The 15,698-nt window shown below is 37.5% G+C and carries 9 protein-coding genes, 2 tRNA genes and 3 rRNA genes; 12 read left to right on the top strand and 2 right to left on the bottom strand.

What is annotated here, in order from left to right; all coding sequences use genetic code 11:
* Positions 1–865: 865 nt before the first annotated feature.
* The 5 genes from QWZ06_RS22975 (at position 866) to rrf (ending at position 6,104) form a co-directional block, all read left to right on the top strand.
* Positions 866–2,389 (top strand): 16S ribosomal RNA (locus tag QWZ06_RS22975).
* 222 nt (positions 2,390–2,611) lie between these two features.
* Positions 2,612–2,685, top strand: a tRNA-Ile gene (locus QWZ06_RS22980).
* Positions 2,686–2,788: 103 nt separating this feature from the next.
* A tRNA-Ala gene (locus QWZ06_RS22985) sits at positions 2,789–2,862 on the top strand.
* Between the two features lie 204 nt (positions 2,863–3,066).
* A 23S ribosomal RNA gene (locus tag QWZ06_RS22990) occupies positions 3,067–5,849 on the top strand.
* A gap of 146 nt (positions 5,850–5,995) precedes the next feature.
* Positions 5,996–6,104: ribosomal RNA gene (gene rrf / locus QWZ06_RS22995) — 5S ribosomal RNA — on the top strand.
* Together the 16S, 23S and 5S rRNA genes with 2 tRNA genes alongside form the textbook arrangement of a ribosomal RNA operon.
* A gap of 900 nt (positions 6,105–7,004) precedes the next feature.
* Here rrf and QWZ06_RS23000 read toward each other — a convergent pair.
* On the bottom strand, positions 7,005–7,754 hold the full coding sequence (locus QWZ06_RS23000; protein ID WP_290301421.1) for a transposase: 750 nt from the start codon (positions 7,752–7,754) through the stop codon (positions 7,005–7,007).
* 614 nt (positions 7,755–8,368) lie between these two features.
* Here QWZ06_RS23000 and QWZ06_RS23005 point away from each other — a divergent pair.
* The 7 genes from QWZ06_RS23005 (at position 8,369) to QWZ06_RS23035 (ending at position 14,793) form a co-directional block, all read left to right on the top strand.
* The gene (locus QWZ06_RS23005; protein ID WP_290301422.1) at positions 8,369–8,701 is read left to right on the top strand and encodes a hypothetical protein; all 333 of its coding nucleotides are present in this window, start codon (positions 8,369–8,371) and stop codon (positions 8,699–8,701) included.
* A complete protein-coding gene (locus tag QWZ06_RS23010) occupies positions 8,695–9,537 on the top strand; it encodes a T9SS type A sorting domain-containing protein (RefSeq protein WP_290301423.1) in 843 nt (280 codons plus the stop codon). The genes QWZ06_RS23005 and QWZ06_RS23010 overlap by 7 nt, the downstream gene beginning before the upstream one ends.
* A 141-nt stretch (positions 9,538–9,678) precedes the next feature.
* A complete protein-coding gene (locus QWZ06_RS23015; RefSeq protein WP_290301425.1) occupies positions 9,679–10,404 on the top strand; it encodes a carbohydrate-binding module family 20 domain-containing protein in 726 nt (241 codons plus the stop codon).
* On the top strand, positions 10,362–12,329 hold the full coding sequence (locus QWZ06_RS23020) for a 4-alpha-glucanotransferase (protein WP_290301427.1): 1,968 nt from the start codon (positions 10,362–10,364) through the stop codon (positions 12,327–12,329). Before QWZ06_RS23015 ends, QWZ06_RS23020 begins: the two co-directional genes overlap by 43 nt.
* Positions 12,330–12,468: 139 nt before the next feature.
* Positions 12,469–13,530: a hypothetical protein gene (locus QWZ06_RS23025; RefSeq protein ID WP_290301428.1), complete on the top strand. Its 1,062-nt coding sequence runs from the start codon at positions 12,469–12,471 to the stop codon at positions 13,528–13,530.
* Between the two features lie 179 nt (positions 13,531–13,709).
* Positions 13,710–14,156, top strand: a complete 447-nt coding sequence (locus QWZ06_RS23030) for a DUF4890 domain-containing protein (RefSeq protein WP_290301430.1) — start codon at positions 13,710–13,712, stop codon at positions 14,154–14,156.
* Between the two features lie 127 nt (positions 14,157–14,283).
* Entirely contained in the window at positions 14,284–14,793 is a 510-nt protein-coding gene (locus QWZ06_RS23035) for a ferritin (RefSeq protein WP_290301432.1), read from the top strand.
* Between the two features lie 77 nt (positions 14,794–14,870).
* Here QWZ06_RS23035 and QWZ06_RS23040 read toward each other — a convergent pair whose 3' ends face one another.
* The gene (locus tag QWZ06_RS23040) at positions 14,871–15,689 is read right to left on the bottom strand and encodes a GLPGLI family protein (RefSeq protein ID WP_290301434.1); all 819 of its coding nucleotides are present in this window, start codon (positions 15,687–15,689) and stop codon (positions 14,871–14,873) included.
* Positions 15,690–15,698 lie beyond the last annotated feature (9 nt).

A 15,698-nucleotide genomic window follows, 5' to 3' on the forward strand; every position in this document is an offset into this window, starting at 1 on the left:
TGCATAATCTTTGTCATTCTGTAAGAATCTCTCCATCCCATTATTTACAAAAATCTTCCACTACAACTACCCACATCTAGTCTTCCATCAATAGGAGTGGGCTTTAGCCCGCTCAAATAAATAAAAATAAATAAATCCCCTTCCTCTGGCTTTAGCCTCAACCTATTTCAATAATCTTTTTCGAAAAACGGGACGATACATTATATAATAACTTCCATTACTCATTACTCATTACTCATTACGTGTATAAAAATCCTTCTATAATATCTCCAAAACAGTATTAGAACACTTTTAAAAAACAATTCCACAATTGTGGATAAGTATTAATTGTTATTTAAGTATAAATAAATCAAATAGTTAATAATGATACTTACCAACAATCAGTATGTGTATGTAAACTTTATGTTAAATAAACTTGCGGGGTATGTATGAAGAGTCTATCTTTGCCCCACTGAAAAACGAAAGAGATTCGGTAAGCGCAGAAGGGCTTTTAGATAAGCAAAAACAATATGATACTTGATAAGATATAAGCGAAAAAAGCTTTATAAGTTTTAGCAAATAAAACTTGTGAGATAAAATAAAGTTAGTATCTTTGCAGTCCCAATTAAGGGAGCGCAGGAGTATAGAGATTGAGGTTAAGGGAGGAATTAAGGTTACTTAAAAAAAACTTTAAAAATTTTTCTTTCGAAACATTTGGTCATTACGAAATAAAGTTTTACTTTTGCACTCGCAAATACGGAGCGACACTGACAGAAAGATTGCTTCGTTACAAAGCGAAAGAAGAAAAGATCATTGACATACAATATAACAACCAAGTAAGGAAAAACTAAAGCGTTAAAAAACTTTGAGTGAGTCAGACAAACATACAATGGAGAGTTTGATCCTGGCTCAGGATGAACGCTAGCGGGAGGCCTAACACATGCAAGCCGAGCGGTATTTGTTCTTCGGAACAGAGAGAGCGGCGTACGGGTGCGGAACACGTGTGCAACCTGCCTTTATCTGGGGGATAGCCTTTCGAAAGGAAGATTAATACCCCATAATATATTGAATGGCATCATTCGATATTGAAAACTCCGGTGGATAGAGATGGGCACGCGCAAGATTAGATAGTTGGTGAGGTAACGGCTCACCAAGTCTGCGATCTTTAGGGGGGGCCTGAGAGGGTGATCCCCCCACACTGGTACTGAGACACGGACCAGACTCCTACGGGAGGCAGCAGTGAGGAATATTGGACAATGGGTGAGAGCCTGATCCAGCCATCCCGCGTGAAGGACGACGGCCCTATGGGTTGTAAACTTCTTTTTGTATAGGGATAAAACCTACTCTCGTGAGAGTAGCTGAAGGTACTATACGAATAAGCACCGGCTAACTCCGTGCCAGCAGCCGCGGTAATACGGAGGGTGCAAGCGTTATCCGGATTTATTGGGTTTAAAGGGTCCGTAGGCGGATCTGTAAGTCAGTGGTGAAATCTCACAGCTTAACTGTGAAACTGCCATTGATACTGCAGGTCTTGAGTGTTATTGAAGTAGCTGGAATAAGTAGTGTAGCGGTGAAATGCATAGATATTACTTAGAACACCAATTGCGAAGGCAGGTTACTAAGCAACAACTGACGCTGATGGACGAAAGCGTGGGGGAGCGAACAGGATTAGATACCCTGGTAGTCCACGCCGTAAACGATGCTAACTCGTTTTTGGGGCTTCGGCTTCAGAGACTAAGCGAAAGTGATAAGTTAGCCACCTGGGGAGTACGAACGCAAGTTTGAAACTCAAAGGAATTGACGGGGGCCCGCACAAGCGGTGGATTATGTGGTTTAATTCGATGATACGCGAGGAACCTTACCAAGGCTTAAATGGGAAATGACAGGTTTTAGAAATAGACTTTTCTTCGGACATTTTTCAAGGTGCTGCATGGTTGTCGTCAGCTCGTGCCGTGAGGTGTTAGGTTAAGTCCTGCAACGAGCGCAACCCCTGTCACTAGTTGCCATCATTAAGTTGGGGACTCTAGTGAGACTGCCTACGCAAGTAGAGAGGAAGGTGGGGATGACGTCAAATCATCACGGCCCTTACGCCTTGGGCCACACACGTAATACAATGGCCAGTACAGAGGGCAGCTACACAGCGATGTGATGCAAATCTCGAAAGCTGGTCTCAGTTCGGATTGGAGTCTGCAACTCGACTCTATGAAGCTGGAATCGCTAGTAATCGCGCATCAGCCATGGCGCGGTGAATACGTTCCCGGGCCTTGTACACACCGCCCGTCAAGCCATGGAAGTCTGGGGTACCTGAAGTCGGTGACCGTAATAGGAGCTGCCTAGGGTAAAACAGGTAACTAGGGCTAAGTCGTAACAAGGTAGCCGTACCGGAAGGTGCGGCTGGAACATCTCATTTTAGAGCGTCTTTTAGACGATAAACAAAATTAGTATCGAGAGATACAAGTACTTATTCAAAGTAAAGCTTTAGTTTTTTGTTTGGTTGATTTATATTAAAAATACAAAACCCACTAGAAATTAGTAAAGGGATTGAGAGAGACAAAGAAGATAAAAGCAGAGAGAGAAAGACGAAGAAATTAGTCTATTATCTATCAGTCTATCATCTTTACGTCTAATAGACAGTCTCGTAGCTCAGCTGGTTAGAGCGCTACACTGATAATGTAGAGGTCGGCAGTTCGAGCCTGCCCGAGACTACTAATTAAAGGGATTTAAAGATTGAAGAATTTAAAGATTTAAAAATTAGCAGCGTTTAATTTTTAAATGATAAAATCATTAAATATTTAAATCTTGACCTAGAGGGGAATTAGCTCAGCTGGCTAGAGCGCCTGCCTTGCACGCAGGAGGTCAAGGGTTCGACTCCCTTATTCTCCACATATAGATGGTTTAATATTAAATAAGCAGATAGAGCCAAAAAAACAATATTTTGCGAATTAGATCAGAAATAGCATAACGATCATTGACATTAACGGTAAAGACATCACAAAGAGATAACCGAGCACTTTCGAGTGCGAAGTTTACAAAAATATTGATAATTTAAATTATCTAGAAAAATACTGAACTAATAATAATATTAGGAAAGAAATCGTTAAGGGCGTATGGCGGATGCCTAGGCTTTCAGAGGCGACGAAGGACGTGGTAAGCTGCGAAAAAGCTGCGGGGATTGGCACACACGAATTGATCCGCAGATGTCCGAATGGGGCAACCCGGCATGTTGAAGACATGTCACTCCGCAAGGAGAGCAAAACCCGGAGAACTGAAACATCTAAGTACCCGGAGGAAAAAGAAATCGAAGAGATTCCGTAAGTAGTGGCGAGCGAAAGCGGATTAGCCCAAAAAGTCTTTATATATTTAGAAGAACGTTCTGGAAAGAACGGCCGTAGACGGTGATAGCCCCGGTATTCGAAAGGTATATTAAGATGATAAATGAGTATGGCGGGACACGTGAAATCCTGTCTGAATATGGGGGGGACCATCCTCCAAGGCTAAATACTCCTGAAAGACCGATAGTGAACAAGTACTGTGAAGGAAAGGTGAAAAAGCACTTCGAATAGAAGGGTGAAATAGAACCTGAAACCGTACGCCTACAAGCGGTCGGAGCAGCATTAAGCTGTGACGGCGTGCCTTTTTGCATAATGAGCCTACGAGTTAATTTTTACTAGCGAGGTTAAGGTATTAAGTACCGGAGCCGGAGCGAAAGCGAGTCTGAATAGGGCGTATAGTTAGTAGGATTAGACGCGAAAACCTTGTGATCTACCCATGGGCAGGTTGAAGCTCTGGTAACACAGAGTGGAGGACCGAACCGGTTGACGTTGAAAAGTCTTCGGATGACCTGTGGGTAGGGGTGAAAGGCCAATCAAACTGGGAGATAGCTCGTACTCTCCGAAATGCATTTAGGTGCAGCGTCGTATATAAGTTTATTAGAGGTAGAGCTACTGATTGGATGCGGGGGTTTCATCGCCTACCAATTCCTGACAAACTCCGAATGCTAATAAATGTTCTACGGCAGTGAGGGCATGGGTGCTAAGGTCCATGTCCGAGAGGGAAAGAACCCAGACCAACAGCTAAGGTCCCAAAATATATGTTAAGTTGAAGCAACGCGGTTGGACTGCATTGACAGCTAGGATGTTGGCTTGGAAGCAGCCATTCATTTAAAGAGTGCGTAACAGCTCACTAGTCGAGCGGTCCGGCATGGATAATAATCGGGCATAAAACATATTACCGAAGCTATGGATTTGTATTTTTAGATACATCTGGTAGGAGAGCATTCTATTTGCGCCGAAGCAGTACTGTGAGGTATTGTGGAGCGGATAGAAAAAGAAAAATGTAGGCATAAGTAACGATAAAGGGGGGCGAGAAAACCCCCCCTCACCGAAAGACTAAGGTTTCCTCAGCCATGCTAATCAGCTGAGGGTTAGTCGGGACCTAACGCGAACCCGAAAGGGGTAGTGGATGGACAATGGGTTAATATTCCCATACTTGCTCACACTAAAAAGGGGACGGAGTGCCGTACTTACTGGAGACTGACGGAATAGTCAAGGCCTAGCCTTCGGGCGAAGCTGCTGTAGGGAAAGTGCTTCCAAGAAAAGCCGAAGTGAAGCAACCCGTACCAAAACCGACACAGGTAGTCGAGGAGAGAATCCTAAGGTGCTAGAGTGAATCATGGTTAAGGAACTAGGCAAAATAGTCTCGTAACTTCGGGAGAAGAGACGCCATCAGCAATGGTGGCCGCAGTAAAGAGGCCCAGGCGACTGTTTATCAAAAAAACACAGGACTCTGCAAAAATCGAAAGATGCAGTATAGGGTCTGACACCTGCCCGGTGCTGGAAGGTTAAGGAAGGTGCTTAGGGTTAAACCGAAGGCATTGACTGAAGCCCCCAGTAAACGGCGGCCGTAACTATAAACGGTCCTAAGGTAGCGAAATTCCTTGTCGGGTAAGTTCCGACCTGCACGAATGGTGTAACGATCTGGGCACTGTCTCAACCATGAGCTCTGTGAAAATTGTAGTATCGGTGAAGATGCCGATTACCCGCAATGGGACGAAAAGACCCTGTGAACCTTTACTATAACTTCGTATTGACTTTGAGTAAGTAATGTGTAGGATAGGTGGGAGGCTATGAAGTGGGCACGCTAGTGTCTGTGGAGCCGACGTTGAAATACCACCCTTTACTTACTTGGAGCCTAACTTCTTTTAGAAGGACATTGCGTGGTGGGTAGTTTGACTGGGGTGGTCGCCTCCAAAAGAGTAACGGAGGCTTTCAAAGGTACCCTCAGCACGCTTGGTAACCGTGCGTAGAGTGTAATGGCATAAGGGTGCTTGACTGTGAGACCAACAAGTCGATCAGGTGCGAAAGCAGGACATAGTGATCCGGTGGTTCCGTATGGAAGGGCCATCGCTCATAGGATAAAAGGTACTCCGGGGATAACAGGCTAGTCTCCCCCCAAGAGCTCACATCGACGGGGAGGTTCGGCACCTCGATGTCGGCTCGTCACATCCTGGGGCTGGAGAAGGTCCCAAGGGTTGGGCTGTTCGCCCATTAAAGTGGCACGCGAGCTGGGTTCAGAACGTCGTGAGACAGTTCGGTCTCTATCTATTGCGGGCGTTAGATGTTTGAGAGGGCTTGATTCTAGTACGAGAGGACCGAATTGAACAAACCTCTGGTGTATCAGTTGTACCGCCAGGTGCACTGCTGAGTAGCTACGTTTGGAAGAGATAAGCACTGAAAGCATATAAGTGCGAAACTCGCCTCAAGATGAGACATCTTTTAAGGGTCGTGGGAGATGACCACGTTGATAGGCTATAGGTGTAAAGACAGTAATGTCATAGCCGAGTAGTACTAATTACCCGTAGATTTATAGCCTGATATGGCCGCTCGAAAGTGCAGCAAGGTTAGCTCTTTGTGAAAGTTTTTATCGCTTAAAACAGATATCAGAGATTAGATCTCAGATATCAGACAAATTGGTCTGAGATCTGATGTCTTGCATCTGACATCTTATATACAACCTTTAGGGTGGTTTTTAGCGGTGGGGCTCACCTGTTCCCATTCCGAACACAGAAGTTAAGCCCACCAGCGCCGATGGTACTGCTAACGCGGGAGAGTAGGCCGCCGCCAGTTTTTATTTTATTTTTAAAAATCCTTTATCGCAAGATAAAGGATTTTTTTTGTTATATACCTTACCTCTGTAATCCCCCACCAATAGTAATACGTGCTCATTAACCAGTAATAAACAGTGAGCAATCCGAAGCCCATTCCTGATACCTCGTTCCTGATTCTTGATTCTCATACTCATACTGCTACTTGCTCTTCATGGAAGTCTTTACTCTTTATTCTTTTTATCACTAATATTTCCTGGTATCACTGCATACTTAGCTCTATTCCTCCTCGTTATTTAGGTTTTGGCTAAAGCCTTTTAGAATTGTTATTGATGATAAAGCTAGCTAAAGCCCACTTCTATTGAATGAATGTTGGATAGATAGATAGATAGATAGATAGATAGATAGATAGATAGATAGATAGATAGATAGATAGATAGATAGATAGATAGATAGATAGATAGATAGATAGATAGATAGATAGATAGATAGATAGATAGATAGATAGATAGATAGATAGATAGATAGATAGATAGATCAGGTCTAATGTTGTCTAGACCCCCACGGGATGACAAAGTATGGGATAAGTGATTATTGGAATCTACACTCTATCTTCTTCTAAGTCTATTTCTAATTTTTTTATTTACCAGGGTTACCCTTTTTACAATTCAATCTTTTATTTTCTCACAGATTTATTCCTTGATATCATTATTTTATCATTTATTACTATATTTTTAGCCCTGATGTTCTATGTTAATTTGCAAATTATTTAAGTTAAAATTTTATCTTTTATATAATCAGAATTATAAGGGACTTTGTTTTTAACTACTCCAAAGCATATTCTTAAAAGTTTATTGCATACAGCGATGAGTGCTACTTTTTTTAGGTTTTTCCTTTAGCTAACAACCTTAAATAAAGTTCTTTACAATGGGGATTGTGTTTTAATCGCCGTCCATGAACACACATACAATAAACTTCGTATATGAGTCTTGGAAGTGCGACATTTTCCAGGAGAATACGATTTTTTTCCAGATTGATATATTCTAGGAGCTAAACCAAAATACTTAACTAATGATTGTGCTGAATTAAAATTTTTAAATCCTGAAGTAGCCGTCATCAATTGTAAAGAGGTTTTTTCTCCAATTCCGGAAACGGACTGTATAAGTTCTTTAGTTTTCTTAAAGTCTTTATCCTGAAGTTGGGGAAGGCGCTTTTCTACTTCTTTGATTTCTTTATCCAAATGCTTAAGCTTTCTTTCATAATGCTTCTCAGTATCTGGATTAATTTGTGAATGGTAGCGTAATGCTTTAAGTCTTGCAGCATAACGTCGCTTCTCCTCTTCGAGATCAGTCAGAAGTTTGATCTCCTGATCCAGATATTCTATCTCCATGCTTTTGGGTACATAAAGAGCGGGGCTGAACATCTCTCCATAAAGCCTGATTAATCTGGCATCTTCCGCATCTGTTTTACTGATTATATTTTTCATTCTTGCAAAATGCTTTACAGACATACAATTGATCAGACTTACTTCTAATCCATGGCTCAAGGATAAATGAAGAATACGGCTGCTCAAATTCCCGGTTGCTTCAATAACAAGGCTATACTCTTGGGATGATATTTTTCTTATAAAAGAAAGAATCGAACGCTGGTTATTTTCTATATTGAAAAACACATTCTTGATTTTTGTTCATTAATAAAGCTTAGCGTTAAAAAAATTTAGCGCCAACATCAACACCGATAACTTTTTTTGATATTTTTTTGACATAAGCAATGACTTTATTAAAGAGGTTTTTCTTCTGATCCATCATGGTAAAAAGTTATTACCAAAACAATGTTCTATCCGGATTTAGAAGAAAAACAGCAGCAGGGGGGATAAAAATCAGGGGCGATATCTAGTATCTGAGAAGCGTCTGCCTTAATCCTGCTGCTTTTACTCTTTAGGTTTAATTTTTACACTAATTTACTCAAGTATTTTAAGTAATGTAAACTTACCATAGGAACGGTTACCCCACAGCAAGTGTTGGCATTTAGGCTATGTTCCGGAAAAGCATTGGCGCGAGGAGTATGAGTGGATAGCAGGATTAAGCTCCTGAAAATACATTGGAATAGCTACATTTCATCATTGATTTCTTATAATCTATTTTTCCTTATAATTAATAGACTAATATTATTTTAGTTAATTTATTATTAATTTTGTTTAAATCATTGCTTTTTTTTAGTTTTCTAATTTGTAAATTGTGTAACTTAGTCATTGTAAAATGATTACGAATCTAAAATATACATTCTATGAAAAAACATTTATTCCCTCTATTTTTACTGCTGTTTGGTGGATACTCACAGGCTCAGCAGGATTTTTTTGCTATTGCAGGAAAGGATACTCCAAGTATTACTTTCAATGATTTTCGTGTGATAGATGCGTTGAATGGAACTTCCGGGGAGAAAGTTTTTACAGCTGATTCATCTTCAAAAGTTATTTCACAAAACAGAAGAGGAGTGGTGACAGAAGATAAAAATTCTTTCAATAATTCTCAATCCATGACTATGGCAGCATTGGCGTATGATTCATCCAATAATAATCTGGTGTACATGCCTATGTTTCTTCTAATATTTATATGTTGAATCCTCACACTAAGGAAATTACTTTAATTGAGAATAATGTAGTGAGAGTAACATCTTGCTATATTAATTCTCATATTACAAGAATGGCTACAGGCTATGATGGAAATATTTACGCTGTTAATAACTCAGGAACACAGTTCCTACAAATCAGTAAAAAAGCTGGTCAATATGTAGTAAATGATCTGGGAATCATTAAGGATGATTCTTCGAACGGTAAGAATTCATTTACAACTTTAGAAACAGGATTTGGAGGAGATATGGTGTCTGATGCTGATAATAACTTTTATATTTTTGCTGCTTCAGGAAATGTATTTAAAGTTTCAACTAAGGAGTTAAAGGCAAAATTTGTTGGTAAAATTGCTGGAATTCCGGATAATTATTCAGTGAATGGATCAGCTGTTAATTCTCAGGGAAAGGTAGTTATCGCAAGTGCTAAAGGTGCTCCTCTATATGAAGTAGATCTTGCCACTTTACAAGCTAAACAACTTCCTGGAGAACAGAATCTGCATATTTATGATTTAGCAAGTAAATATTTTGTGAATGACAGAGTGTCTTCAAATAATAATGCGCTAACAAATCTGGATATTTACCCTACAAGAGTTGACGAGCAATTTGTGAATGTTCATATTAATAATAAAAAAGTAAAAGGAAATATTAAACTAAATGTTTTCGATATGTCCGGTAAAAATGTGATGACGCAGAGTTTATCTGTAAAAGATGGATCACTGGATCAGAAGGTTTACTTTAGAGGATTAATTAACGGAGCTTATATTGTAAGCATAGTTGATGAATCAGGCAAAGTAATATTCAATAAGAAGATTCTTGTCACAGAATAATAGCTAAAAAAATAGATCAATAAAATTTGACTTATCGTAAAACCTTTTCAATCAGATTGAGAAGGTTTTTTTAATGATTATTTGATATTCAATAAGTTTTATTTTTCGATATTATAATGTACTTTTATAAAAAAAATATAGATGAAGCTATACTTTAATGTAGGATATATTGTAAAAGCCGGGGAGAATCTGCAGTTGGTGATTGGGGAAGAAGGCGCTGCTGCTCATGTCCATACAATGTTTTATGCAGAGAATGGTTTGTGGAAATGTGAAGTGGATTACTTTTCAAAATCTATTTCTTATCAATATAGAGTTGTTAATGAAAAAGGAAATGTGTTAAGAGACGAGTTTGTTCAGCATCATCTTAATTTTCCTCATAACTATAAAGAGTTTATCATTTTTGATGAATGGAATAACAAGAACTTCCCTGAGAATTATTTAAATAATAAAATTCTTTATAATAAGTTAAACGGTTTTGCTCCAGAGAAATCAGCAATTCTAAAAAAGCATACTCATCTATTCAAAATAGAGGCTCCTATTTATAATCCTGATTGGAGGATTGTACTGTTCGGAAATACAGCATCCTTAGGAAACTGGGACTACAATAGAGTAATTCCTTTATTTCAAACTGATTTTGGTGTTTGGGAAGCATCTGTTGAGATTCCTGAAAATGATTTCATCCAGTATAAATATTGTATTTATGATACTAAAGAGAATAGAGTAGTAGATGTAGAACCGGTGAAAACCGATCCACTGTCGCTAATCCATTATCTGATGTTTTGCAAATTGTCTCAAATCATTATTTCAGATTTAAAGGATATCAGATGTATCATGATGCCGGAGTTGCCGTTCCTGTATTTTCTTTAAGAAGTGAAGAAGGCTTTGGAGTAGGAGAGTTCTCTGATATTAAAAAGCTTGCAGATTGGACAAAAGAAACGAATCTTGGCATTATTCAGATTCTTCCGATCAACGATACAACTGCAAATTATTCATGGACGGATTCTTATCCTTATGCAGCAGTATCTGTTTATGCTTTACATCCCCAATATATTTCACTGGAAAAACTTGACTTTTCTTTACCGAAAGAACTAGTTAAAGAGTATAGTGCTGATAAAGAAGCTTTAAATGCTCTTGAACTTATCGATTATGAAAAAATGATCGAAGGTAAATGGAAATATCTGAAAGCTGTCTTCTATGCAGAAAAAGATAAGATTTATAAAGATAGAAACTTTAAAAAATTTATTAAAGATAATGAATATTGGCTGGTTCCATATTCAGCATTTTGTGTATTAAGAGACAAATATAATACCCCTAATTTCAATGAGTGGAAAACTCATAAAAAATATATTTCAGGAAAGATTCTACAGTTTTTTACAACAAAGAGTAAGGATTATGATCTTTCAATGCTTCATGCGTGGGTACAATTTCAGCTTCATGTACAGCTAAAGGATGCTATAGATTATGCTCATAATCTTGGAGTTTCTTTAAAAGGAGACTTGCCAATCGGAATTTACAGATATTCTGTTGAAGCATGGACAGAGCCGGAATTGTTTGGAATGGATTTCCAAGCCGGAGCACCGCCTGATCAATTTACAGAGCTTGGGCAAAACTGGGAGTTTCCAACCTATAACTGGGAAGCTATGAAAGCTGATGATTATAGATGGTGGAAAAATAGATTCAAGGCATTGGAGCAATATTTTGATGCTATGAGAATTGATCACATTTTAGGATTCTTTAGAATATGGAGAATGCCTATTTCAGCTGTACAAGGGATTTTAGGATACTTTTATCCTGCTGTTCCTATTGTTCCAGAAGAATTTAAAGCTTGGCAGATTCCATTTAAATTTGACAGGTATTGTAAGCCGTTTATCAACAATGATATTTTATGGAAATATTTTGCAGGAGATAGCGGAAAGGCTCTTGTATTTATGGATCGCAATGATGACGGAACCTATCGTTTCAAAGAAGAATTTGACACTCAAAGAAAGTTGGTAAATTTCTTTAAGAAAAAGCCGCAGGGCGCTCTTGAAGAAAAATTGATTTCCCTTTGTGCCAATGTTTTGTTTTTGCCTGAAGAAACAAAAGGAGAAACAGTTTATCATCCAAGATTCAATGTTTATAATACAGAATCTTATCAATATTTACCGGAAACTGAACAGAAAAGTATTTATGATCTGTATCATGATTATTTCTTCAGAAGACAGGACCATTTGTGGTATGAAAAAGCGATGGAGAAACTTCCGGTTATCCTAAATGCAACCAAAATGTTGATCTGTGGCGAAGACTTGGGAATGGTTCCAGCTTGTGTACCGGTTGTAATGGACGAACTGGCTATTATTGCTCTTAAAGTTCAGCGTATGCCTTCAGAAAATATCCCATTTTATGATCCAAGATATGCTACTTATATGAATGTCGTTACAGCATCTTCTCATGACAGTTCTACTTTGAGGCAATGGTGGAAGGAAGATCCTGCTTTGACTCAGAAATATTTTAATCAGCAGCTGATTCAATATGGAAAAGCCCCTGAAGAATTAACTCCTGATTTAGCAGAGATCATCATGAAGCAACATTTATATAATGAATCGATGCTGGCTATTTTCCCTATTCAGGAATTCTTGGCTACAGATGCAAAGCTTACCAATACTAAAATCGATAACGAAAGGATTAATAATCCCGCTGTTTTCCCGCATTACTGGCGATATAGAATGCATATAAAATTAGAAGATCTTAAAGATCAGAAGGTCTTTAGTGAAAAGATATCTCATTGGATAAAAGATAGTGGAAGGATGTAAATTTAACATTTGATTATCAATGAGTTAATGATATTTTGAAAGAAGTTGGATCTTAGGATTTAACTTCTTTTTTTTATTTGTATCAAAAAGATAGAATTGAGATATTCTGCTATATATTAACCAATTAACGACTATAGAGATGAAAAAAATATTTTTGGGATTAGCTTTTGGGCTGGGCGTTTTGACGTCTGCTCAGCAGTATCCGAATAATGGTTGGGGGGATGATGGTTATTATCAAAATGGAGCAGGCTATTATGGCGATGAAGATGACAGAAATTATTTTCCTGATGATTATTATTACAATTATCCTCAGGATTACTATCCAAGTGATTATTATCAAAGCTATTACAATGACTATAGAAACAGTGTTATCAATATCGATTGGAATGGTTTCTTTGTTCAAAACAGATTAAACCGCTGGCAAGTAGATCAGATCATAAGACTGAATAATCTGTATGCAAGTTTTGCTGCATGGGATAATTTTTACAGATTTAATCCGGACAGATGGTATTATGATAGATTCTATGCTCTGGAAAGAATTATGGGGCCAAGGGTTTTCGTAGTTTTTCAAAACAATTATTATAGAGGAGCAAGTCCGATTGTGTATTTCCAAAATTACAGAAGAAGTTACTATGTTCCGAGATATACTGTAATGCCAAGATACAGAAATATAAACATCAATATCTATCGAGTAGATCGTGCAAGATTCAGAAGAGTTGATAACCCTACTTTCGATATTGTAAGAGGCAGCAGCAGGCCAGATAATGGTTTCAGAAATTCAGGAACATCGAACAGTGGATTCCGTAATTCAGGAGGCTTTAGAAATAACTCTGATAACAACACTGGATTTAGAGGCAGTTCAGATAGCAACGCAGGCTTTAGGAATAATAATTCCGGTGGCTTTAGAAGTAATTCTGATAATAATGGATCAAGAGGAAATTCAGATAATGGAGGGTTCAGAAATAATAATTCCGGAGGTTTTAGAGGTAACTCTGATAACAGCGGATTTAAAGGAAACTCAGGGAATGGTGGTTTCAGGGGAAACAATGAAGTGAAAAGAGAAGCAGCTCCGGCTCCATCAAGAGAAAACAATGGCGGTTTCCGAGGAAATAATGGTGGTTTCAGACAACAAAGATCTGAAAATTCTGCACCAGGTCGAGGTAATAGTGGAGGCTTTAGAGGAAGCTTGGTAAGGAATTAATTTTCATATATTATATTTAAGTGGTGTGAAGGACAGGTTTTTATAATCTGTCCTTTTTTTTGATTTATTTTTATTTTATTTCTGTTAAAATTTAACATTATTTATGAATGTGTTAATTTAACTTAGGGTTTAGTATTGAATCAAAAAGGTATAATAACAATTAATTAAATTTTTAAAAGATGAAAAAATTAGTTTTAGCAATAGCATTTATTGGACTGGGAGGTTTTGCAATGGCACAACAGACAACTCCACAAGATAGGGAAGCAAGAAGAGCAGAAATGCAACAGAAAATGCAACAAAAAGAGCAGGAGCATCTTGCACAGATGCAGAAAGATCTAAACCTTAATGCTTCACAGGTAGCTCAGGTAAAGGCATTACAGGAAAAAAGAAAAGCCGAAATGAAAACTGAGTTTGACAAAAACAAAGAAGTAAGACAGGCTAAGATGGAAGAAATGAAGGCCAAAAGAGCACAAATGGATGCAGATATGAAGAAAATTCTTACCCCTGAACAATATGATAAATGGCAGGCTGACAGAAAAGCAAAAATGGAACAGAAAAGAACGGCAATGAAGGATAGAAGAATGATGAAAAAGCCAATGAATACAGCTGCTCCAGAGGTTAAATAACTCTTTATAATTTTGATTTTTTAATGTGTAAAGGATGGATTTTTTTCCATCCTTTTTGTATTAAATTTCTGTAAAACTTTTGATTTCGGGCTTTTATTCACTATTTTTGACTATAAATTTAATACTTATGGTTAGCGAAAAAATTGCAAAATTAATTAACGAACAAATTGCCCACGAACAATACGCCGCTCAATATTATCTTTCAATGTCTGCATGGTTTTCAGGAAAAGACCTTGACGGAATTGCTAACTACTTCAGAGTACAAAGCAAAGAGGAATTAATGCATGCAGATAAAATGTTTGATTATCTGAATGACGTAGGTGGAGAAATCATTATTGGAGAAATTGCAAAACCTCCACATGAGTTTGAAAATGCAACGGATATTTTTGAGAAAGCATTGGCACATGAGAAAATTGTTACTAAAAGTATTTTCAATATTGTGAAGAATGCCAACGAAGAGGGAGATTTTGCAACAACATCATTCCTGCAGTGGTTCATCAACGAACAGGTGGAAGAAGAAGCCAGTGCTTCTCAATATGTAACGAAAATCAAAATGGTATGCGATAATCCATCTGCATTATACCTTTTTGATCAGGAATTATCACAAAGAGTATTTACTCCAACTCCAAATGCTTAAAACGTAAAAGTTTTTAACAATATAAAACCGCGATCGAGTATGATCGCGGTTTTTTATTTTCATATTCTGTATACAGTTTATTTGTACTCAACAGCTTTATCCAATTCAATGGGATTGTAGTTCCTTTTGATTTTTAATTGATAATCTTTTTTGATACTTTTTAATCCTTCAAAAGTATTAATTTCCTTATCATCAATCGTTAAACCCCAGGATCCTTCCTTCATATTGTTATACTCACTAAAAGGATTGTTATATTGGGTTAATACTAATTCCTGATACTTTTTCAGAGATATCTTTATAGGTACATTTCCAAGGTTGGTCTCAACAATATTGTGAGTATTATAGTCCGATGCCAGTTTATTGAAAGACATCAACTTATAACCGAAATTTCTATGAGAGTCTTCCAACTCTATTATTAATCCGGGTAATCCTTTGAATTTATAAGGCCCTTCAGATATAGGAATTTCTGGAGTAAACCATGCTGTCCATTTCCTGCCACTCCATACTGCTTCTGCTTTTTGTAATGTATAATGGTTAGAGTATTTAACTTCAGGCATTATTTTCCAGTTTATTTTATCGGTGGAAAAATAATAATAATACTTATCATCTACATTTACAAAATTTTCATTTTCAAAAGAATTCCGGTTTCTTTTGATCACTTGCTGTATGGGAAATGAGAAAGAAATGATTTCATTGTTTCTCACCAAAGAATCCAGTTTAATTAATTTCTTGTAATAAAATTTGGAGTCTTCTTTTTGAATATCAAGAACCATTTCAATTGTATCAGAGTAAGATTTTGTAGAATCTAACTTGTAATTAAAATCATAAATAGCCCTATAATTTTGAGCATAAGAATATTGGATAAAGCAGAAAATAAAAATAAAATATTTATTCATGAATAGTGA

The sequence above is a fragment of the Chryseobacterium tructae genome, from assembly GCF_030409875.1.
Lineage (GTDB): Bacteria > Bacteroidota > Bacteroidia > Flavobacteriales > Weeksellaceae > Chryseobacterium > Chryseobacterium tructae.

Excerpts from the sequence above, each read along its gene's own strand:
- QWZ06_RS23005 (WP_290301422.1), top strand. The coding sequence starts at position 8,369 with ATGAAAAAACATTTATTCCCTCTATTTTTACTGCTGTTTGGTGGATAC.
- QWZ06_RS23010 (WP_290301423.1), top strand. The coding sequence starts at position 8,695 with ATGTTGAATCCTCACACTAAGGAAATTACTTTAATTGAGAATAATGTA.
- QWZ06_RS23015 (WP_290301425.1), top strand. The coding sequence starts at position 9,679 with ATGAAGCTATACTTTAATGTAGGATATATTGTAAAAGCCGGGGAGAAT.
- QWZ06_RS23020 (WP_290301427.1), top strand. The coding sequence starts at position 10,362 with ATGTATCATGATGCCGGAGTTGCCGTTCCTGTATTTTCTTTAAGAAGT.
- QWZ06_RS23025 (WP_290301428.1), top strand. The coding sequence starts at position 12,469 with ATGAAAAAAATATTTTTGGGATTAGCTTTTGGGCTGGGCGTTTTGACG.
- QWZ06_RS23030 (WP_290301430.1), top strand. The coding sequence starts at position 13,710 with ATGAAAAAATTAGTTTTAGCAATAGCATTTATTGGACTGGGAGGTTTT.
- QWZ06_RS23035 (WP_290301432.1), top strand. The coding sequence starts at position 14,284 with ATGGTTAGCGAAAAAATTGCAAAATTAATTAACGAACAAATTGCCCAC.
- QWZ06_RS23040 (WP_290301434.1), bottom strand. The coding sequence starts at position 15,689 with ATGAATAAATATTTTATTTTTATTTTCTGCTTTATCCAATATTCTTAT.